Annotated in this window: 15 protein-coding genes and 1 pseudogene; 4 read left to right on the top strand and 12 right to left on the bottom strand. The window is 65.9% G+C overall.

The window, feature by feature from the left end; genetic code table 11:
- Positions 1-62: 62 nt before the first annotated feature.
- A complete protein-coding gene (locus ACMX2H_RS08650) occupies positions 63-947 on the bottom strand; it encodes a serine hydrolase (RefSeq protein WP_414960106.1) in 885 nt (294 codons plus the stop codon).
- Between ACMX2H_RS08650 and ACMX2H_RS08645 the strand changes: the two genes are divergently transcribed.
- On the top strand, positions 948-1922 hold the full coding sequence (locus ACMX2H_RS08645) for a LysR family transcriptional regulator (RefSeq protein ID WP_414960105.1): 975 nt from the start codon (positions 948-950) through the stop codon (positions 1920-1922). It abuts the gene before it with no gap.
- Positions 1923-1935: 13 nt separating this feature from the next.
- Here the strand turns inward: ACMX2H_RS08645 and ACMX2H_RS08640 are convergent, their stop codons facing one another.
- The 11 genes and pseudogenes from ACMX2H_RS08640 to ACMX2H_RS08590 all read right to left on the bottom strand — a co-directional run bounded on the left by ACMX2H_RS08640 (position 1936) and on the right by ACMX2H_RS08590 (position 13158).
- Complete coding sequence (locus tag ACMX2H_RS08640; protein ID WP_414960104.1) at positions 1936-3558, bottom strand: N-acyl-D-amino-acid deacylase family protein; 1623 nt, start codon at positions 3556-3558, stop codon at positions 1936-1938.
- Between the two features lies 1 nt (position 3559).
- Positions 3560-4327 carry an amino acid ABC transporter ATP-binding protein gene (locus ACMX2H_RS08635; protein WP_414960103.1) on the bottom strand — a complete coding sequence of 256 codons (768 nt, stop codon included), beginning with the start codon at positions 4325-4327 and terminating at the stop codon, positions 3560-3562.
- Positions 4320-5270 (bottom strand): amino acid ABC transporter permease, encoded by a 951-nt coding sequence (locus ACMX2H_RS08630; RefSeq protein ID WP_414960102.1) that lies wholly within the window; start codon positions 5268-5270, stop codon positions 4320-4322. The genes ACMX2H_RS08635 and ACMX2H_RS08630 overlap by 8 nt, the downstream gene beginning before the upstream one ends.
- On the bottom strand, positions 5257-6162 hold the full coding sequence (locus ACMX2H_RS08625) for an ABC transporter substrate-binding protein (protein ID WP_414960101.1): 906 nt from the start codon (positions 6160-6162) through the stop codon (positions 5257-5259). The genes ACMX2H_RS08630 and ACMX2H_RS08625 overlap by 14 nt, the downstream gene beginning before the upstream one ends.
- Before the next feature lie 240 nt (positions 6163-6402).
- Positions 6403-6795 (bottom strand): Rossmann-fold NAD(P)-binding domain-containing protein, encoded by a 393-nt coding sequence (locus ACMX2H_RS08620; protein WP_414960157.1) that lies wholly within the window; start codon positions 6793-6795, stop codon positions 6403-6405.
- A gap of 130 nt (positions 6796-6925) precedes the next feature.
- Positions 6926-7126, bottom strand: a pseudogene (locus tag ACMX2H_RS08615) (SDR family NAD(P)-dependent oxidoreductase); the annotation flags it as partial.
- A 16-nt stretch (positions 7127-7142) separates the two neighbouring features.
- The gene (locus ACMX2H_RS08610; protein WP_414960100.1) at positions 7143-8648 is read right to left on the bottom strand and encodes an FGGY-family carbohydrate kinase; all 1506 of its coding nucleotides are present in this window, start codon (positions 8646-8648) and stop codon (positions 7143-7145) included.
- The gene (locus ACMX2H_RS08605) at positions 8648-9904 is read right to left on the bottom strand and encodes a sugar ABC transporter permease (RefSeq protein WP_414960099.1); all 1257 of its coding nucleotides are present in this window, start codon (positions 9902-9904) and stop codon (positions 8648-8650) included. Before ACMX2H_RS08605 ends, ACMX2H_RS08610 begins: the two co-directional genes overlap by 1 nt.
- Positions 9901-10851, bottom strand: coding sequence for an ATP-binding cassette domain-containing protein (locus ACMX2H_RS08600; RefSeq protein ID WP_414960153.1), 951 nt, complete (start codon positions 10849-10851; stop codon positions 9901-9903). Before ACMX2H_RS08600 ends, ACMX2H_RS08605 begins: the two co-directional genes overlap by 4 nt.
- A 114-nt stretch (positions 10852-10965) precedes the next feature.
- Complete coding sequence (locus ACMX2H_RS08595; RefSeq protein ID WP_414960098.1) at positions 10966-12087, bottom strand: ABC transporter substrate-binding protein; 1122 nt, start codon at positions 12085-12087, stop codon at positions 10966-10968.
- Between the two features lie 60 nt (positions 12088-12147).
- Positions 12148-13158 (bottom strand): NAD(P)-dependent alcohol dehydrogenase, encoded by a 1011-nt coding sequence (locus ACMX2H_RS08590; protein ID WP_414960097.1) that lies wholly within the window; start codon positions 13156-13158, stop codon positions 12148-12150.
- Positions 13159-13387: 229 nt separating this feature from the next.
- Between ACMX2H_RS08590 and ACMX2H_RS08585 the strand changes: the two genes are divergently transcribed.
- From ACMX2H_RS08585 to ACMX2H_RS08575, 3 genes are all read left to right on the top strand, one after another.
- Positions 13388-15361 (top strand): APC family permease, encoded by a 1974-nt coding sequence (locus tag ACMX2H_RS08585; RefSeq protein WP_414960096.1) that lies wholly within the window; start codon positions 13388-13390, stop codon positions 15359-15361.
- Positions 15358-16695, top strand: coding sequence for a class I SAM-dependent RNA methyltransferase (locus ACMX2H_RS08580; protein WP_414960095.1), 1338 nt, complete (start codon positions 15358-15360; stop codon positions 16693-16695). Before ACMX2H_RS08585 ends, ACMX2H_RS08580 begins: the two co-directional genes overlap by 4 nt.
- Positions 16696-17043: 348 nt before the next feature.
- Positions 17044-19887: an aconitate hydratase gene (locus tag ACMX2H_RS08575; protein WP_414960094.1), complete on the top strand. Its 2844-nt coding sequence runs from the start codon at positions 17044-17046 to the stop codon at positions 19885-19887.
- Positions 19888-20012 lie beyond the last annotated feature (125 nt).

Raw genomic sequence — 20012 nt, 5'->3', positions numbered from 1 at the left:
GCTTCGAGTATACGGGGATGACCGCTGAGAGGCGGTGCCGGGGATACCCCAGGGGAAAGAGATCATGCTACTGTCCCGGGCCAAAACTCAGTGTGCCCCGAGGGATTTCCGGAAGATGCATGAACGGCAGCGGTTACTGAGCTGATCACCTCCACTGCCTGCGCCTGCTCATAGCCTTGGGTGCAGACAGCAAGAAGGTAGGAGCCCGGAGCATCAGGCCTGCCAACGAACGCGACATCATGATGGATCCCGTCAACCCACCCGGACTTGCTGCCCCAGTCCGTTGACGGCGGCAGTTCCGCCCCGATCACGGGATGCTGCTGCCGACGAAGCTGCGTCAGCATGAACTCGGTGCTCTGTGGCTTAGCCACTGATCCGGTCGTGATCGCCTGCATGATCCGCACCAGATCCCCGGCGGTCGTCTGGTGGGTGAAGCCTGCATCCCGGGCAGCATGGTCACTGATGAGCCGCTCCAGCTTCGACGACTTGGCTCCGCACAGGTCCAGCGCGTCGGCTACGGCATCCATGCCGGTCAGTTCCAGCACCATATTCGTTCCGGAGTTGGAGGAGGCATAGACCATCCGTCCTAACGCCTCGTCCAACGTGACGGTGCTGCCCGAAGGCGGCATCCCTCGGTCTACCTCGTCCGCCTCGAAGGTGAAGGCGCCGGCGCCGGCGATCCGGCTTCGGAATTGCTCCTTGACGGTCACCGGCTGGTCAAGGCTGAGGCGGCCGGCGTCGACCTGCCGCATGGCGGCGATGAGAACGGCGAGTTTGATCGTGCTGGCTGAGTAGACGACGGCGTCGGGCTGGCGTGATGCCAGAACGCGGCCGAGGTAATCCACAGCCAGGTGAGAGACAGCTGGAACACCGTCAGTGTAGGGGGAAGACACGGGCATGTTCGAAATGCTCTCATGGGCGGGGCGGGTAGCGGAATAATGGCTCACATGCTCTCCTCCGGCCGCCTGCGCGCCCTCCTGGAAGTGTCCAGGACGGGCAGCATTTCGGCTGCGGCCAAAAAGCTTCAGCTGACCCCCTCCGCCGTCTCGCACCAGATTTCGACGTTGGAGCGCGAACTGGAGACCAAGCTGATCGAGCGGGGCACACGGGGTGTCTGGCTCACCGCTGCCGGCAGGCGCCTTGCCGAATACAGTGAGTCCATCGCCGACCTGATGGAACGGGCGGAGCAGGAAGCCCGGGAACTGGGTGGCGGGGAGCGTGGCACCCTGAGTTTGGGCTTCTTTGCCTCGGCCGGCCTTCACTTGGTGCCCACGGCCCTGTCCACGTTCATGGCAGAGCGTCCCCGTGTGGACCTGAATCTCATTCCCGGCCAGCCTCATGAACTGCTGCCCCGATTGCTGAGCACCGAACTCGACGTCGCCGTGGTCTTCGACTATTCGGCTGCAGCGCCTTCCAACATTACCCACAGCAGGACTTCGAGCGTCGCCTACCATCCGCTGCTCGTCGATCCCCACTTCCTTGCCGTGCCGCCCGGGTACCGGCAGCGGGCCAACGGACCGGTACGGATCGCGGACCTGGCCAGCGAGCAGTGGATTGCCACAGAGGGTATGGACAACGAGGTGGCGCTAGTCGACAGAATCTGTGCCGCGGAGGGCTACGCACCGAACGTTCGTTGCCGGACGGACTACTACGACATCACCCTCGGTATGGTGTCCGCTGGACTCGGCTTTGCGTTGATTCCCGCTCTCAGCCTTGGCCCTGTCGCTGAACGACGGCGCGTCCCGCTCCGCCGGCTCTCCACGCCCCACCCGTCTGCCAGGCATATCCGGGCGGCGACCCGTGGGGACAACCCCAATCCGCTCGTTCCGGCGTTCTTGACGCATCTTCACAACACTGCCAGCCGGATCCGTGAAGAAGTCGAACTCCTGATTGCCGCCGTCGATTCAGCCTCCGCCGGCTAGCACCCGGCGTGCTTCAGCGCTGTTCAGCCCGTGGATCCCGCCGCACCGCCATGCCTGGCCGCGCCTGCAACAGACGGCCGCCGCGCAGGACCTCCGTGCCCGAGACGAACACATGCTCGATGCCAGTCGGCGGCAGCAACGGGTCCGTAAAGGTCGCGTTATCCGTTACCGCGGTCGGGTCAAAAACGGCCACGTCAGCGACTGCCCCCGGGGCCAGCCGGCCCCTCCCCGCCAGGCCAAACCTCCGCGCCGGAAGCGCCGTCATTCTGCGGATGGCATCTTCCAGTGACAGCAGGCCAAGGTCGCGGACATAGCGGCCGAGGACTCTAGCGAAGGTACCGGCCCAGCGGGGATGGGGTTTGCCTTCCTTGGGCACGCCGTCGGATCCGATCATGGTGCCCGGATGCGCCAGCACCCGCTGCATGTCTGCCTCATCCATGGAGTGGGAAATGATGGTGACCGCACCGGATTCAGCCAGCAGCAGGTCCGCCACGTAGTCCAGCGGGTCTTGACCCGCGTGTGCCGCCAGCTGGGCGATGTTGTGTCCTTCGCTGTGAGGATGGCGCGGTGCGCTCGCGATATCAATGCGGTCCCATCCGCCATTCCCCACGGTGTTTTCCCAGTCCGGTTCACCATGGGTGATCGAGGCACGCATCCGGTCCCGTTGCCCCGGTTCCCTGAGCCGGGCCAACAAGGCGCCGAAACCGCCGTCTGCAGCCCATGGAGGCAGCATGGCATGAAGTGAAGTGCTGGCAGCCACATAGGGATAAACATCGCAGCTGACATCAACGCCGTGGGAGCGCGCCTCATCCATCATGGCCAGCGTGGCGGTGGACCGGCCGATGCCATATCTACCCGCCGTCTTATGGTGCGATACGTGCAGGGCAGTGCCGGACCGCCGTGCAATCTCCAGCGCCTCCTCCAAGGCCTTCTCCACTTTGCTCATCTCATCGCGCAGGTGGGTGACATACGGGGCCCCGTGCCGTTTCGAGACCTTCCCCAAAGCGACTAGCTCGGCCGTGTCTGCGTAGGTTCCTGGCGGGTAAATCAGTCCGGAGGACCACCCCGTTGCCCCTGCAGCCAAGGCCTCGTCCAGAAGAGAGCACAACTTCGCCGTTTCTGATTCGGTCGCCCGACGCTGGGCGAAACCCATGACGGCTGCTCGCAAGCTGGAATGGCCCAGCAGCGAGGCGATGTTGTTGATGCGTCCGGCCGCGCCGTGGCGTGCCGCGAAGGCGTCCATCGATGGCAGCGGATCGGCAGCGGGGCCGAGCAGTGCAACGCAGAATTCGCGCAAGCCGGTGGTGTGGGCAGGCTCCGTCGCGGCAGGGAACAGCGAGTACCCACAGTTCCCGGCTATCTCCGTCGTTACTCCCTGCCGCGCGGCTGCCGCCGCTAAATCCGGGGACGGATCTGCGGCGCTCGCACCCAGCGCCGTGGCGTCGGAGTGGGTGTGCACGTCGATGAATCCGGGGCTGACGACCATCCCGGTGACATCAAGAACAGTTGCTTGCTGCACGTCGACATCGCCGGGATGAACGATCCGGCCATTCGCGATGGCGAGGTCTGCCCGCACGGGGACCGACCCGCTGCCGTCAACCACGTGGCCACCGCGCAGCAGGTAATCGCCGGACACGCTACCCGACCCTGGCGAGGAAATCGGCGGTGCGCCGGTGCTCGGGGTTGCCGAGTACTTGTTCAGGGCTTCCTGCTTCCACGATCGCGCCGTCGGCCATAAAGATCACGTGGTCGGCCACCTCCCGGGCGAAAGACATTTCGTGGGTCACCACCACCATGGTCATCCCGGTGCTGGCCAGGTCCTTCATGACGGCGAGCACCTCGCCCACGAGTTCCGGGTCAAGGGCGGACGTGGGCTCATCGAAAAGCATGAGTTTCGGCTCCATGGCCAGGGCCCGCGCAATCGCTACCCTCTGCTGCTGGCCGCCTGACAGCTGTGCCGGGTAGAAGTTCATCCGGTCGCCAAGACCGACACTGGACAGGAGAGCCTCAGCGCTTGCTACCGCAGCGGCCCTCGACCGGCCCTTGATCTTCCAGGGCCCTTCGGCGACATTCTCCAGGGCGGTCAGGTGCGGGAACAGATTGAATCGTTGGAAAACCATGCCAATGTTCTGGCGCTGCCGCCGCAGGTCCTCATACCTGCGTTCCAGCAAACGCCCGTCGGCCTGCTCCACATATCCGAGCAACTCTCCGTCAAACCATATTCGGCCCGAGTCAATGGCTTCCAGCCGGTTGAGGCAGCGCAGCAGCGTCGTCTTCCCGGATCCGGACGGCCCGATGACGCACACAACGTCCCCGGTGGAAATATCCAGGTTGATCCCCTTGAGGATTTCATTGTCCCCGAAACTTTTCCGGATGGACCGGGCACGGACAACGGCGTCAGTCATCGAATCCTGGCTTTCGTCGTGAGATAGGAGCGAGGTTGGTCAGCACCTTGCTACGGACGGAGGTCCTGCCGTCGAAGCCCTTTGAGTACTTCTTCTCGAGGAAGTGCTGCCCGACGGTGGCCACGCTCGTCAGGACCAAATACCAGATCGAAGCGACGATCAGCATTGAAATGACCTCGAAGTTGCCTAGGTAAATCCGCTGCACCACAGTCATGAGATCTGACCCGGCGATGATGGATACCAGCGACGACGTCTTGAGCATGGAAATGAACTGGTTGCCGGTTGGCGGGAGGATGAAACGCATCGCTTGTGGCAGGATGATGCGTCCCATGATGCCGGCGCGCGACATGCCCATCGCCTCGGCCGCTTCCCGCTGGCCGTTGTCCACCGAGAGGATGCCTGCACGGATGATTTGCGACATGTAGGCGCCCTCGTTGATCGCCAGTCCCAAGAGCCCGGCAATGAACGGGGTGATGATGGAGGCCTCGACGCCAAACAATTTGGGACCGCCGAAGGGGATGCCGAATTCCAGTCGGGGAAAGATGACGCCCAGATTGAACCAGAACAGCAGCTGCACCAACAGGGGAGTGCCGCGGAAAAACCAGGAAAACCCCCCGGCAACAATGCGCAGTACCGGATTCCGGGACAACTGCATGATGGCGACTACCAACCCGATGACGGTGCCGGCTGCCATCGAGATGACGCTGAGGGCAATCGTGATCCAGAGACCCTCGAGGATGGGCCCGGAAGCGATGTATGCGGCCACCACATCCCAGTGGATGTTGGGCGTCACCACCAGTATGTAGAGGACCCACACCCCGAAGATTCCAGCCGCTGTACCGCCGATCCAGCGACCCCACGCCGGCGGTCGTCTCGCGTTGAGCGGAAGCTCCGGCGCCTGCTTGTCGCCGACTTGGGAGGTGCCGGCGCTACTGGCCGGCATTAATTTCCGCGCTCTCAACGGCTGCGTCGGTCACTCCATACTTCTCAAGCACGGCCTGGTAGTCCCCGTTGTCGATCAGTTCCTGGAGGGCGACCTGCACTGCGGTCGTCAACTCCTGGTTCGTCTTGTCCACGGCCATGCCCCAGGGCCCGGCCTCGTACTGGTCCTCGAGGACTTCGTATTTGCCGGATTTAGTCGCCAGTTCTATCGCTACCGGGTAGTCGACCATGGTGGCGATGGCCCGGCCGGTGTCCAGTTGGAGCAGCCCGGTTGGTGCGTCTTCCGATTCCGAGATCTTCATGGGGGTGCTGCATTCCTGCTCGGAGTAGTCCTGCAGGATGGCCAGATTGGACGAGCCCTTGGCCCCGACGACGTTCTTGCCGCACAGGTCGGCAATTCCGGAGATTCCTTCAGGATTTCCCTTGTTCACCATGACGGCTCCGCCGGCGACGAAGTAGTCGATGAAGTTGACTGCCTGCCGGCGCTCTTCGGTGTCGCTCATCGAGGAGATGGCAAGGTCCCACTGCTTGGACTGAAGCCCCGGAATCAGGCCGGGGAAGGACGCGTTGGAAATCTGGAACTCAAGGCCCAGTTGGCCGGCGATGAGCTCAGCGAGTTCCGGGTCCACACCGATCAGCTCAGTAGTCCCTTCCTTATACATCTCCATAGGAGGGTATCCCTCGGCTGTGGCGACCTTGAGGACCCCTTTTTCCTTCAGGTCAGCGGGAACCAGGCTTTCGGCACTGGATCCCTCGGCGGCGGTCGTTGCGGCACCAGTCTCGCCGCTGGCAGCCGGGGCTGTGGAGCGTCCGCACCCTGCGGTGGTCGTCAACAATGCAATCATGGCGATGCTGGCCGCAGCCCGGCCCCACCCGTTCAGGCGCTGGATCATGGTCCCCTTGCTTTCTTCTTAGGTCAGCCGGCCCAGCTGGATCTGCGCCGTTCAGGATGTTGGAAAGATGCTGGCATCCGGACTGGTGCGGCCACAATATTTTTCAATAATTCGATGCCGGCCATCGATTTACTTCATATCGCGGGAGGGCTCTTTATCTTGCCGCCCACGAGCCAAGCAGAAGCCTAACCCGGAGCCGGTCGGGAGTTTGGCATCATCTCGCCATGCAGCTGAAGCCGCTCAGAGAGTCACTCCGGTTTCTTCGGCGAGCGCGTGGAGCAGCCGGTCTTGGAAGGCAGGGTCGTTGACTGCCTGGTGCGGTTGCTGCCGCTGCCGGTGGTACCAGTACCCGCCGCTGGTGAGCGCCTGGGCCTGGTCGCTGGTTGCGAGCCATTCCTGGGTTTGGTGCCCGAGGTCGAGGTCGTCGGGAGCACCGGGTCCGCCCATCTTGGTCGGGACCCAGCCGGGATCCACGGCGTTGCTGAGCGGTTCCGGGTACATTCGGGCGAGCGCGGCGGACAGCGCGGTGACGAACAGCTTGCTGTCCGCGTACGATCCGGGCGTTCGGCCCTGCCAGTCGACCCCTGCAAGCGTTGGTCGCCCTGCGTAGTGCGAACCGCTGCTCACGTACACGTGCCGCCGTGGTCCTTCGAGGAGCGCGGTGAGCAGGTAGGGGGGCGATGATGTTGACCGGCATCACGGCTCGCCCGCTCCAGACACCCGCGTTGTGAATCACCGCATCGAGGGGGTCCCTGTTATTGAGTTCCGCGGCAACCTGTCGCACCGCGTCTCGGTTGCTGAAATCGCCCAGCACAAGGTCCGCGCCGCGCTCGACGAGTGGGTCGACGGCGGCGGCGCGGTCCTGATTGCGGGCATGTACGACGACGGCGTGGCCTGCGGACAGCAGGGCGTCCGCTGCAGCCCGTCCAAGGCCGTCCGTGGAACCGGTGACCAGGATTCTCATGCGCTGCCCGGGCCCCTTATTCGTCCGCCGGCTCCTGCAGGGCGGCGAGCACATGCATGTGTTCCCGGTTCGACGGGTAGAGCAGCCCGTAGGTGCTGTAGAGCTTTTCGTAGAGCGGGGCGGTGGCCGGATCGGGCTTCACCGTGGCCGCTGTACGGGCCCAGTTGGTAGCGGCCGGCACCGCACCGGTTCCGATGGCGGCAAGCAGGGCATCCCCGTAGCTGGCACCGATGGTCTGCTCCGGAACCAGTTGGTCGCGCCCGGTGATGTTGCTAACGATCTCCGTCCAGAGCCTGGCCTTGGTGCCACCGCCAACTGCGGCAACGCGCCGGATCGGTTCGCCGGAGTTCTCGAGATACTCCAGGATTTGCCGGATGCCGAAGCCAATGCCCTCGTACGCGGCACGGAACAGGTGGCCGCGGCCATGGCGCAGCGACAAACCGGTGATCAGGCCGCGGGCGTCGGGGTCGAAGACGGGGGTGCGCTCGCCGGCAAAGTAGGGCAGCAGCAGCAGCCCGTCGGACCCCGGGGGAGCCGCGGCGGCTTCGGTGACGAGCTGCTCGAAGGGGACGTCGCCAAACAGCCGCTGCAGCCAGGTGGTCAGGCTCCCGGAGGTTGACATCCCGGCGGCCAGCGTCAGGGACCCCGGATCCACTCCGGCCGTGGTCCAGAGCTTGGGCTCGGCGCGGAACTCCCCGAGGACCTGGACGAAGAACATCGTGGAGCCGTACATCAGCATCAGGTCGCCCGGCTGCCGGACGCCGGCACTGAATGCCTCGGCCCAGGCATCCACGGTGCCCGCGCAGACCGGCACGCCTTCCGGCAGCCCGGTCGCCTCGGCCGCCTCGCGATGAACGTGGCCGCTGACATCGGCCGACCACGCCAGCCGGGGCTCCGGCAGGTGGCCGGCGACGGCGCTGTACCTTTCCGGGTGCCACCGGTTGGCGTGCAGGTCGTAGAGCGGATCGCATTGGCTGGCGGTGTGGTGGTCCACCACCAGTTCACCGGTGAGCTTGGCCAGGATGAAGGAGTTCAGGCTGTGCCAGTTCCGGGCGCGGGCGAAGACCTCCGGTTCCCGGTTGCGCAGCCAGCGGAGCTTCGGCCCGACGGCCTGGGATGAGAGGACCTTTCCCGCATCGCGAAAGATCGCCTCGGCGCCGAATTCCTCGGTCAATTCTCGGATTTCGACGACGGCGCGCGCGTCGATCCCGTACAGGATCGCGGGACGCAGCGGGGTCAGGTTTTCGTCCGTCACGACCAGGCAGGGCCCCATCGCGCTGACGCACACACCGGCGAGCGCACCGGCGTCGTTCCTGGAGAAAAGCTCCCGGCAGAGCCCGACCACCTCTGCCCACGCCCCGCCCTCGGCGTCGAACTCCGCCCAGCCCGGCCGCGGGTAGGAGACGTCGTGCATCACCGTCGCGCTGTCCAGGACCTCGCCGTCGGCATTGGTCAGCACGGCCTTGCTGCTGCCCGTGCCGATATCGATGCCGAGGAACATATCGCCCAACCGGCTGGCCACTAGGCGCGGCCGTGGGAGGTACGGGACTTGCGCGAAACGGCGTCGAGGATCACAGCCAGCAACAGCACCAGGCCGGTGATCATGTAGCGGAAGGAGGACTCAAGGTTGAGCAGGGTCAGGCCGCTGGAGATGGACTGAATGACCAAGATGCCCAGCAGGGCGGAGAACGCCGAGCCGCGGCCGCCGAACAGGCTGGTCCCGCCGATCACCGCGGCGGCAATGGCGTTCAGGTTCACGTCGCCGGTGCCGCTGCTCTGTGCCGAGGCGGCCAGTCGGCCGGCGGCCAGCATGCCGCCGATGGCCGCGAAGGTCGAGCACAGGACGAAGATGGACACGTAGATGCGGTTGACGCTGATGCCGGCCCGCCGTGCCGCTTCCCGGTTGCCACCGACGGCGTAGACGGAGCGGCCCCACTGGGTCCGGGTGAAGGCGTAGTGCATCACCAGTACCAGTGCGGCGAAGAAGACGAACATCCAGCCGACGCCGCGGGTTTGGTTCAGGTACCAGACCGCGAAGAACAGGATCACCGCCAGCACCACTGTCTGGATCACCACCAGCCGCATCGGCCGGCCGGACAGGCCGGCTTTGACCCGCTGGCGGGAGAGCGTGAGCTGGCTGAGGAAGAAGCCGGCCACGCCAAGCGCCGCCAGCACGTAGGACAGCCAGGCCGGCACGAAGGCCTGCTGGCCGAACCAGACCAGGAAGGAATCGAACGGCAGGTTGATGGTGCCCTCGACGCCGAGTACGAACAGCTGCACGCCGAGGAAACCAAGCAAGCCGGCCAGTGTGATCACGAAGGACGGCACCCCGAACTTGGTGTACACCAGCGAATAGACCAGGCCGATGACCGCGCCGGCGGCCAGAGCCGTCAGGACCGCCAGCCCGATCGGCCAGCCCAGCTTGATGAAGCTCACGCCGACGATCGCCGCCGATAGGCCGCTGACGGAGCCGACGGACAGATCGATCTCGCCAACCAGCAGGACGCAGACGATGCCGAGCGCAATCACGCCGACGGCGGCGCTTTCCAGCAGCAGGTTGACCAGGTTGGCGCTGGAGAGGAAGAACGGGTTGAGGGCCTGGAAAATGGTCCAGATCACCAGCAGTCCCACAATGATGGGCAGCACGCCAAGGTCGCCGCCGCGGACCCGGTTGACGCCGACCTTGATGGCTCCCTTGAAGCCTTCGGTCCGGATCAGCCGTTCATCCTGCAGGTCGGTGGCCAGCGGGACGACTGGGCTGGTGGGGTTCGTTGTCATGGTACGTTCCCTTCTTCCGGTACTGCCCCGGATCCCGGTTGGTCCGTGCTTCCGGCGGGCTGGCCGGGCGGCATTGATCCGCCGCCCGGGCCGCCCATCCCCGCTGGCCCGGCTGGTCCGTCGGCGGCACCTGATTCGGCTGCTCCTTCGGAGGCGCGTGCCGTACCGTCCGGACCTGCCGTTCCGTCCGTGCTGGCCGCGGCCGCGGCACCGGTCTGGGCCGCGCGCTGGGTCACCACGTTGTCGGTGGCGCCGGTGATGGCGGCGATCAGGTCGTCGGTGGAAACGTCCTTCATCCGGAACGTGCCGTTGTTCTTCCCCAGCCGCAGGACCGCAACACGGTCCGCGACGGCCTGCACGTCCTGCATGTTGTGGCTGATCATGATCACGGCGAGTCCGTTTTCACGCAGCCGCTCCACTAGATTCAGCACTTCGGCGGTCTGCGCCACGCCAAGGGCGGCCGTCGGCTCGTCCAGGATGATGAGCTTCGGGCTGCCCAGCAGCGACCGTGCAATCGCCACGGTCTGCCGCTGTCCACCGGAGAGGGAAGCGACCGCGATGCGGACCGAGGGGATCTTCGCCGAGAGCTGCCGCAAGAGCTTCCACGACTGGACCTCCATCTCGACTTCGTTCAGCCGCCACGGCCCCAACTCCCGGCCGAGGAAGAGGTTGTCCACCACGGTGAGGTTGTCGCAGAGGGCGAGGTCCTGGAACACCGTGGCGATGCCCAACTGGATGGAATCCACCGGCGTGTGGATGGTCACGTCCTTGCCGTCGAAGTTCACGGTTCCTGCGTCCTGCGGGTGCACGCCCGCGAGGATCTTGACCAAGGTGGACTTTCCGGCGCCGTTGTCGCCGACCAAGGCAACAACCTCTCCGGCATGGACGTCCAAGGCGATGTCCGTGAGGGCGGCGACGGCACCGAAGTGCTTGCTCACGCCCCGCATGGACAGCACCGGTGCGGCTGCCTCCGTCCGCTCCGCTGACACAGTGGACACTGCCTTCCCCTTCCATTACGACGGCGGCGCCGCTGGGCCGCGGCACCGCCGGCCGCCGCTGCGCTACTGGATGCCGAGTTCGTCACAGCCTGACTTGTATTCGCCCGTGCAGACTTCCTCAGGCTTGTAGATCCCGCCGTCGAAAATCACTTCCTTGACGTTCTCCTTGGTCACCACCGTCGGCACAAACAGGGCCGATGGAGTGTCGAAGAGCGTCGCATCGGGTTCCGGGGTTTCGCCGTTGAGCAGCTGGACCGAGACCTCGGCCGCCTTCTCCGCCACGATCTTGATGGGCTTGGAGATGGTGTTGTACTGGTCGCCGCTGATGATCCGCTGGATCGCGGCTATTTCGGCGTCGTTACCGGTGACCGGCGGGATGGGCGACACACCGGCAGCCTTCAGGGCTGCGATCGAGCCACCTGCCGTGCCGTCGTTGGCGGCGACGATGCCGGTGATGTCGTCACCGAACTGGGTGATCTGGCCGGCGACCCAGTCCTGGGCCTTCGACGGTTGCCATTCCGGCGTGTCATAGGAGGCCAGCACCTTGTGGTCGCTGGCATTGACGGCTTCCTGCGCGCCTTCCTTGATCAGCTGCGCCGCCCTGTCGGTGGGGGAGCCGTTGACCATCAGCACGCCGCCGGTCTTGTCGCCCTCGGAGTCTAATTTTTCGACCAAGTCGGTGGCGATCAGGTTGCCGATCTTCTTGTTGTCGAAGGAAACGTAGAAGTCTGCCGGCGTGTCCGGAACCGGGCGGTCGTAGGTGACCACCTTGATCCCCTGGCTCTTCGCGGTGTTGACCAGCGAGGCGGCCGCGGTGCTGTCCACCGCGTCCAACACCAGCACCTTGACGCCCTGCGTGATCATGGCATTGGCCTGTTGCTGCTGCTTGTCAGCGTTGCCGTCCGCGTTCTGGTACAGCACCTCGCAGCCGCTGCACAACTCCATGACCTTGGCCTTGAACAGCGGGCTGTCCTGCTGCTCGTACCGGGTGGAGGCGCGGTCCGGCATCAGGAAGGCGATCTTTCCCTCGGTCTGGCCGCCCCCGCCCGTTTCGCCGCCGCCCCCACCGCCTTGTTTCTGGCAGCCGGCATGACCGCTTGCGGCGGCGGCGGCGGAGGAGGCGGTGGGGGCGGCGGCGAAACGGGCGGTGGTAAAGCCTAGGATTCCCCGCGTGTACTTCTTCATCGGAACTCCTTGTACTGATGGTGTGCCGCGTTGCGTTCGTTCTGTTTCCGGCATCCGCGGTCAGAGCCGCTGGGGGTAGATCATCGCCTTGAGCGATTCAGGCTCGGTGGACGTGTTTTCCAGCGCAGCCGCGGTTTGCGGCAGTGAAAAGCTGTGCGTCACCAGTCCTTCCAAGTTGATCCGGCCAGAGGAAACCAAGGCGATGCCCAGTGGCCAGGTGTCTTTGTACCGGTTCACCATCGAGATGGTGATCTCTTTCCAATTGAGCGTGGACAGCGGGAGCGGGACTTCTTCGGTTTTGGCCAAGCCGATGACGGCGGCCCGCCCTGCCTCGTGCAACCGGCCCAGCCCGGCGGCGAGAACGCCGTTGGCGCCGGAACATTCCAGCAGCACGTCAAAGGTCCGCGAGGTCGGTGCGTCGCTTTTCTCCACCGCGAATCCGTGGTCGCGGGCCACGCCAAGCCGGAAGTCGGAGATGTCCGTGAGCGTGACGCTTCCCGCGCCGAGCGCCCGTGCCGCTTCCGCTGCCAGCAGGCCAACCGGCCCGGCGCCGGTGATCAGCACGTCGTCGCCGGCCTGCAGATTCGCCCGCTGGCACCCCCAGAGCCCCACCGACAGGGGCTCAAGCAGCGCGCCTTCCTCGTAGCTCATCGAATCCGGTATCGGAAAATAGCAGCGGGCGTCCATGGCCAGATATTGGAGCAGCGCGCCGTCGTAGGGCGGGGTGGCCAGGAACTCCAGGTTGGGGCAGAGGTGGTAGCGTCCCGCCCGGCATTCTTCGCAGTTGCGGTCCGGCGTGCCGGGCTCCACGGCCACCCGGTCGCCGACGTGGACGTTGTCCACCCCGTCGCCGACAGCGACCACTTCGCCGGAGACCTCGTGGCCCAGGATGAACGGACCGTCAACCACGAACGGGCCAATCTTCCCGTAGCGGTAATAGGCAACGTCAGAGCCGCAGACGCCCACTGCTTCCACCCGGATCACGGCCTGGCCCGGCAACGGCTCAGGCATCGGGCGCTCCTGAATCTCGATGGTGTTCAGGCCGGTCATCACGGCGGCTGCGTTGCCCATCAAGACTCCTTTGCAAGCAGTCCGGGCTCCAACGGCCCCGGATGCTGGTGTGAGCCAGTGCACATTGACACGCACATGCTAACCCCAGCGGAGGTTCCGTGGCTATGAAATCGGAGGGCGGAGTTTCCATAGCCCCACTGGAGTCCGCCCCGGCGGGGTGCCTCCGCTGGCATAGACTCGGAGCCGTGAAGAATTGGCTCATGTTGGTGCCTGTCGCAGCGAGCGAAGCGTGTTGACATTTTTCGACGCCCTGAAGCGGGTCCTGGTGGGCAAGCCATTCCGCACCGATCGGTTGAGGCAGGAGGCGCTGCCGCGCCGGTTCGCGGTGCCGGTGTTCTCCGCGAACGCGCTCTCCTCGGTGGCCTATGCGCCCGACGAAATCCTGCTCACGCTGGCCTTGGCCGGTGTGGCAGCCATCGCGCTTGCTCCCTGGGTGGGCCTGGCGGTGATGGTGGTGCTGCTGGTGCTGGTGGCCTCCTACCGCCAAAGCATCCACGCCTATCCGGTCGGCGGCGACTACGAAATCGCGACCAAGAACCTGGGCAAGTCCGCAGGCATCACGGTGGGCTCTGCCCTGATGCTGGACTATGTGCTCACCGTGGCCGTGTCCATGTCCTCCGCGGCCCAGTATCTGGTGTCCGCGCTCCCCGCTCTGAACGGCTGGCAGCCGGGGGTAGCCGTGGCCGGTATCGCCGTGCTGGCCCTGCTGCATCTGCGCGGGTTGGCCCGCGGACGGCGTACCGTGGCGATTGCCACCTACGTCTTTGTGGGCACCGTGCTGCTGATGTGCCTGATGGGCTTTGTCTTGGACCTCGCCGGAAGCCTGGGCGAGGCACCCAGCGCCGCATTCGACGTCGTCCCGGAACCCGGCATGGAGGCCGGCCTGATGGGCGTGGCCGGCGCGTTGCTGGTCCTGCGGGCCTTTTCGACCGGTGCCGCGGCACTGACGGGGGTGGAGACCCCGGCCAGCAACGTACCCGCCTTCGAGAAGCCGCGGGCCAAGAACGCCGGATTCGCGCTGCTGATGCTGGGCCTTTCCGCGACGGTGATCACCATGGCCGTGATGTACCTGGCCCGGGCAACGCAGGTTCGGGTGGTGCAGGTGCCGGCCGAGCAGCTGCGGCTGAACGGAGAGGCACTGCCGGCCGGCTATGTCCAGTCCCCGGTGCTGAGCCAATTGGCGGAAACGGTTTTCGGCGGCGGCGCCCTGCTCTTCTACCTGACGGTCGCGGCCACCGCCGCCATCCTGGTGCTGGCCAGCCATTCGGCGTTCAACGCCTTCCCGCAGCTGGCATCCATCCTCGCCACCGACGGGTTCCTGCCGCGCCAGTTGCGCACCCGCGGCGACCGGCTCAGCTACAGCAACGGCGTGCTGGCGCTGGCGGCCGCGGCCGTCGTGCTGGTGCTGATCTTCAAGGCGGACGTCACCCGCCTGATCCCGCTCTACGTGATCGGCGTCATCGTCTCGTTCACCTTCAGCCAGCTGGGCATGATCCGGCACTGGTCGCGCGAAATCCGGGCCACCCCGCACCGGCCGGTACGCCGCCGGATGGTGCGTTCCCGGCTGATCAACCTGGTGGGCTTTCTCCTGACCGTCACCGTGCTGGTGGTGGTGCTGGTCAGCAAATTCATCTTCGGGGCCTGGCTGGCCGTGCTGGGCATCGTGGTGCTCTGGCTGATCATGCACAGCATTAACCGCCATTACGTCCAGGTGGCGCAGGAACTCGCGCTCGATCCGGACGAGCCGACCACTGCGCTGCCCTCACGCGTGCACGCCGTGATCCTGGTCTCGCATGTGCGCAAGCCAACCGTCCGGGCGCTCGCCTTCGCCCGGGCGTCGCGGCCATCGCGGCTCGACGCCGTGGTGGTGGATCTGGACCCCGAGCAGACCGAGCGGACCCTGAGCGACTGGGAGAAACTCAACGTTCCGGTCCCGATCACCGTGCTCGCCTCCCCGTACCGGGAAACCACCACGCCGATCATTGACTACATCAAGAGCATCCGACGGGATTCCCCGCGCGAACTGGTGGTGGTCTACATCCCGGAGTACGTCGTGGGACGCTGGTGGGAACAGCTTGTCCACAACCAGACCGCGCTGCGGATCAAGGCCCGCCTGCACTTTGAGCCGGGGGTCATGGTGGCCAGCGTGCCGTGGCAGCTGGCCTCCTCCGATTCCGCCCGCCGTTACCAGGAGCTTCCATGAGCGAACCCGTGCCGCACGCTGCGCCCCAACCCGCGCCGCAGTTGATCGAACTCACCGTTGGTGCCCCGGCGCACGGAGGCCACTTCGTCGCCCGGCACGAGGGCCGGGTGGTCTTCGTCCGCCATGCACTTCCGGGTGAACGCGTGCTGGCCCGGGTCACCGACGGCGGAGCTGACGCAGGGTTCTGGCGTGCGGACACCGTGCAGGTGCTGGAAGCGTCCGCCGACCGGGTGGCGCACCCCTGGGCGCCGGCCGATGCGCTGGCCGCCGCGAAAGCCGGACGGCCCGCAGTGGGCGGAGCCGAATTCGGCCACATCGCGCTCACCGCACAGCGCCGGCTGAAAGGCCAGATCTTCGCGGAGCAGCTGCAGCGGCTGGCCAAGCTGGAACACGAGGTGACCGTGGAAGCTCCGGAGGGGGAGTACGACGACGGACTCGGCTGGCGCACGCGTGCCGCCTTTGGTGTGGGGCCGGATGGGCGCCTGGCCATGCATGCGCACCGCTCTGACGAGCTGATTCCGGTTCAGGACATGCCGCTGGCCGTGGACGCCGTCAACGACCTGCGGCTCTGGGAGCTGGACCTGACCGGACTGGAGCGGGTGGAAGTGGCCGCGCCGCAGGACGGCAGCACCCCGCTGGTGCTGTTGGTGCCCGCCGCAGGGACTACGCCCAAGCGGCTGGCGAAGCTGGCGGAACGAATCGAGCCCGGCGTGTCGGTGGCGGCCTGGGAACCCGAACCGGGAAGGCTCACCCGGCTGCGCGGACGCACCTGGGTAGCCGAGACCAACGGCCCGCACCAGTACCGGGTCACCGGCGACGGCTTCTGGCAGATCCACCGGCTGGCACCTGCCACCCTGACATCTGCCGTGATGGACGGCGTCGCGCCGCGTGCGGGGGAGCGCGTGGCCGACCTGTACGCCGGGGCCGGACTGTTTACGGCGCCGTTGGCCGACGCGGTCGGCGTCACCGGCAACGTGCTCTCGGTGGAGGGATCGCCGGCCGCCAGCAAGGATGCGAGGAAAAACCTGCACGGCTTTGGCCAGATCGAGATCGTCCAGGGCAAGGTGGAGCGCGTGCTGCGCTCGCAGGCCAAGGTGCTGGACGCCGTCGTGCTTGATCCGCCGCGTGCCGGCGCCGGCAAGGCGGTGGTCCAGGCGGTGGCTTCCCGCCAACCCCGCGTGGTCGGGTACGTTGCGTGCGATCCGGCGTCCTTCGCCCGCGACCTTGGCTACTTCCGGCAGCTGGGCTGGAACCTGGATTCGCTGCGGGTCTTCGACCTATACCCGCACACCCACCACATGGAGTCGTTCGCGGTGCTCACACCCGGCGACTGACCACAGCTACAGCGCCGACCGGACGCAGCCCAAGACGCAGCCCACGGCGCATCCCACGGCGCGGCGACGGCGTCGGCGCGGCCGCTGGTCGTCGCGACGGGCGTGTGGATCCTGACTGTGACGCAGGCCTCGAACGGCGCTCCGGTTCCGGTAAACCTGCTACCGGCTAGGATGGGAACAGCGGTTCCGGACGGTGCCTGGTGTCCCTGCCCCGCAGATTTTGCGGGCTTCGGCGTGCAAGCCGACCAGAGGCCAAACCCCGCAGCGGCCCCTTCACACTTAGGGACGCCTAACTAGCGGGTGGTTGCCGCCCGGACAAAGATAAAGTGTGGCGAGAGGAGTCCTGTTATGAGTAATGTGGACAGCTTCGGTTCCAAAGGCGTCTTGAATGTCGCCGGTTCCGAATACGAAATTTTCCGGCTGAGTTCAGTAGAAGGTGCCGAGAGCCTTCCGTTCAGCCTCAAGGTCCTGCTGGAGAACCTGCTCCGCACCGAAGATGGTGCGAACATCACCGCGGACCACGTCCGCGCCCTGGCCGGTTGGAACCCCGACGCACAGCCGGACACCGAAATCCAGTTCACCCCCGCCCGCGTGATCATGCAGGACTTCACCGGTGTTCCCTGTGTTGTGGACCTGGCCACCATGCGCGAGGCCGTCAAGGACCTTGGCGGCGATCCGAAGCGCGTGAACCCGCTGGCTCCGGCCGAGCTGGTCATCGACCACTCGGTGCAGATCGACGTGTTCGGCAACGCCAGCGCGCTGGAACGCAACATGGAAATCGAGTACCAGCGCAACGGTGAGCGCTACCAGTTCCTGCGCTGGGGCCAGACCGCGTTCGAAGACTTCAAGGTCGTCCCGCCGGGAACCGGCATCGTGCACCAGGTCAACATCGAGTACCTGGCCCGCACCGTGATGACCCGCGAGGTCGACGGCAAGCTGCGCGCCTACCCGGACACCCTGGTTGGCACCGACTCGCACACCACCATGGTCAACGGCCTGGGCGTGCTCGGCTGGGGCGTGGGCGGCATCGAGGCCGAGGCCGCCATGCTGGGCCAGCCGGTCTCCATGCTGATTCCGCGCGTTGTCGGCTTCAAGCTCACCGGCTCCATCCCGGCGGGCGCTACCGCCACCGACGTGGTGCTGACCATCACCGAAATGCTGCGCAAGCACGGCGTGGTCGGCAAATTCGTCGAGTTCTACGGTGAAGGCGTGGCCGCTGTGCCGCTGGCCAACCGTGCCACCATCGGCAACATGAGCCCGGAATTCGGTTCCACCGCCGCGATGTTCCCGATCGACGACGTGACCCTCGAGTACCTGCGCCTGACCGGCCGCTCCGAGGAGAACGTCGCCCTGGTCGAGGCATACACCAAGGAACAGGGCCTCTGGCACGACCCGTCCCGCGAACTGAAGTTCTCCGAGTACCTCGAGCTGGACCTGTCCACCGTGGTTCCCTCCATCGCCGGGCCGAAGCGCCCGCAGGACCGGATCGAGCTGACCACCGCCAAGCACCAGTTCCGCAAGGATCTGCAGAACTACGTGGTTTCGGACAACGAAGACGCCCTGGATGAGGCCATCGAGGAGTCCTTCCCGGCCTCCGATGCCCCGGCAGCAACCTCCCGGTTCCGCCACTCCTCGGCCGCCCAGGATGACCGCCCCGCCGGCGGTTCGGCCTCGCAGGGACGCCACGTGGCACTGCCCAGCGACGGCCGCCCGTCCCAGCGCGTTAACGTCACCATGGCAGACGGGCGCGAGTTCGAGCTGGACCACGGTGCAGTTTCGATCGCGTCGATCACGTCCTGCACCAACACCTCCAACCCCTCGGTGATGCTGGCTGCGGCCGTGCTGGCCCGCAACGCGGTGGAAAAGGGCCTGGCCTCCAAGCCCTGGGTCAAGACCTCCATTGCCCCCGGGTCCAAGGTCGTCACCGACTACTACGAACAGTCCGGCCTGATCCCGTACCTGGAGAAGCTCGGCTTCTTCGTGGTCGGCTACGGCTGCGCCACCTGCATCGGCAACTCCGGTCCGCTGGAGCCCGAAATCTCGCAGGCCATCCAGGACAATGACCTCTCCATCACCTCGGTCCTGTCCGGTAACCGCAACTTCGAAGGCCGGATCAACCCGGACGTGAAGATGAACTACCTGGCGTCCCCGCCGCTGGTGGTCGCTTACGCACTGGCCGGCACCATGGACTTCGATTTCGAGAAGCAGCCGCTGGGCCAGGACCCGGAGGGCAACGATGTATTCCTGAAGGACATCTGGCCGAACCCGGTCGAGGTCCAGGAGGTCATCGACTCCGCGATCAACAAGGAGATGTTCGCCAAGGGCTACGAAGGCGTGTTTGAGGGCGACGAGCGCTGGAAGGCGCTGCAGACCCCGGAGGGCGACACCTTCGCTTGGGATCCGAACTCCACCTACGTGCGGAAGCCACCGTACTTCGAGGGCATGAGCGCGCAGCCGGAGCCGGTCCAGGACATCAGCGGCGCCCGTGTGCTGGCCAAGCTGGGCGACTCGGTCACTACCGACCACATCTCCCCGGCCGGTTCCTTCAAGTCGGACAGCCCGGCAGGCCGCTACCTGTTGGAGAACGGCGTGGAGCGCAAGGACTTCAACTCCTACGGTTCCCGCCGTGGCAACCACGAGGTGATGATTCGCGGAACCTTCGCGAACATCCGACTGCGCAACCAGTTGCTGGATAACGTGGAGGGCGGCTTCACCCGCGACTTCACCCAGACCGGTGGCCCGCAGGCCTACATCTACGATGCGGCGATGAACTACCAGGCTGCCGGCACTCCGCTGGTGGTTCTGGCAGGGAAGGAGTACGGCTCCGGTTCGTCCCGTGACTGGGCGGCCAAGGGCACCGCGCTGCTGGGCGTCAAGGCGGTCATCGCCGAGAGCTTCGAGCGCATCCACCGCTCGAACCTGATTGGCATGGGCGTGCTCCCGCTGCAGTTCCCGGCCGGCGAGTCCGCCACGTCGCTGGGCCTCACCGGCACGGAGACCTTCTCCATCGAGGGGGTGACCGCCCTGAACGACGGCACCACGCCGAAGACGCTGAAGGTCACCGCCACCGCGGAGGACGGCTCCGCTAAGAGCTTCGACGCCGTGGTGCGCATCGACACGCCAGGCGAAGCCGACTACTACCGCAACGGCGGCATTCTGCAGTACGTGCTGCGCCAGATTTCGGCCAGCTAAGCACCGCTGAGTGCGCGAGCACAGGGGCGGGCGTTCGGGAATCCGGACGCCCGCCCCTGGCGCATTCCGGCCCGTCTCCTGGCTCTCGTGCAGCCCCGGCTCCGGCCTGCACGGACAGCCGGGGA

Origin of the sequence: Arthrobacter sulfonylureivorans (assembly GCF_047607445.1) — a bacterium.
GTDB classification, from domain to species: Bacteria; Actinomycetota; Actinomycetes; order Actinomycetales; family Micrococcaceae; genus Crystallibacter; species Crystallibacter sulfonylureivorans_A.
This window is presented reverse-complemented; position numbering and strand designations above follow the sequence as displayed.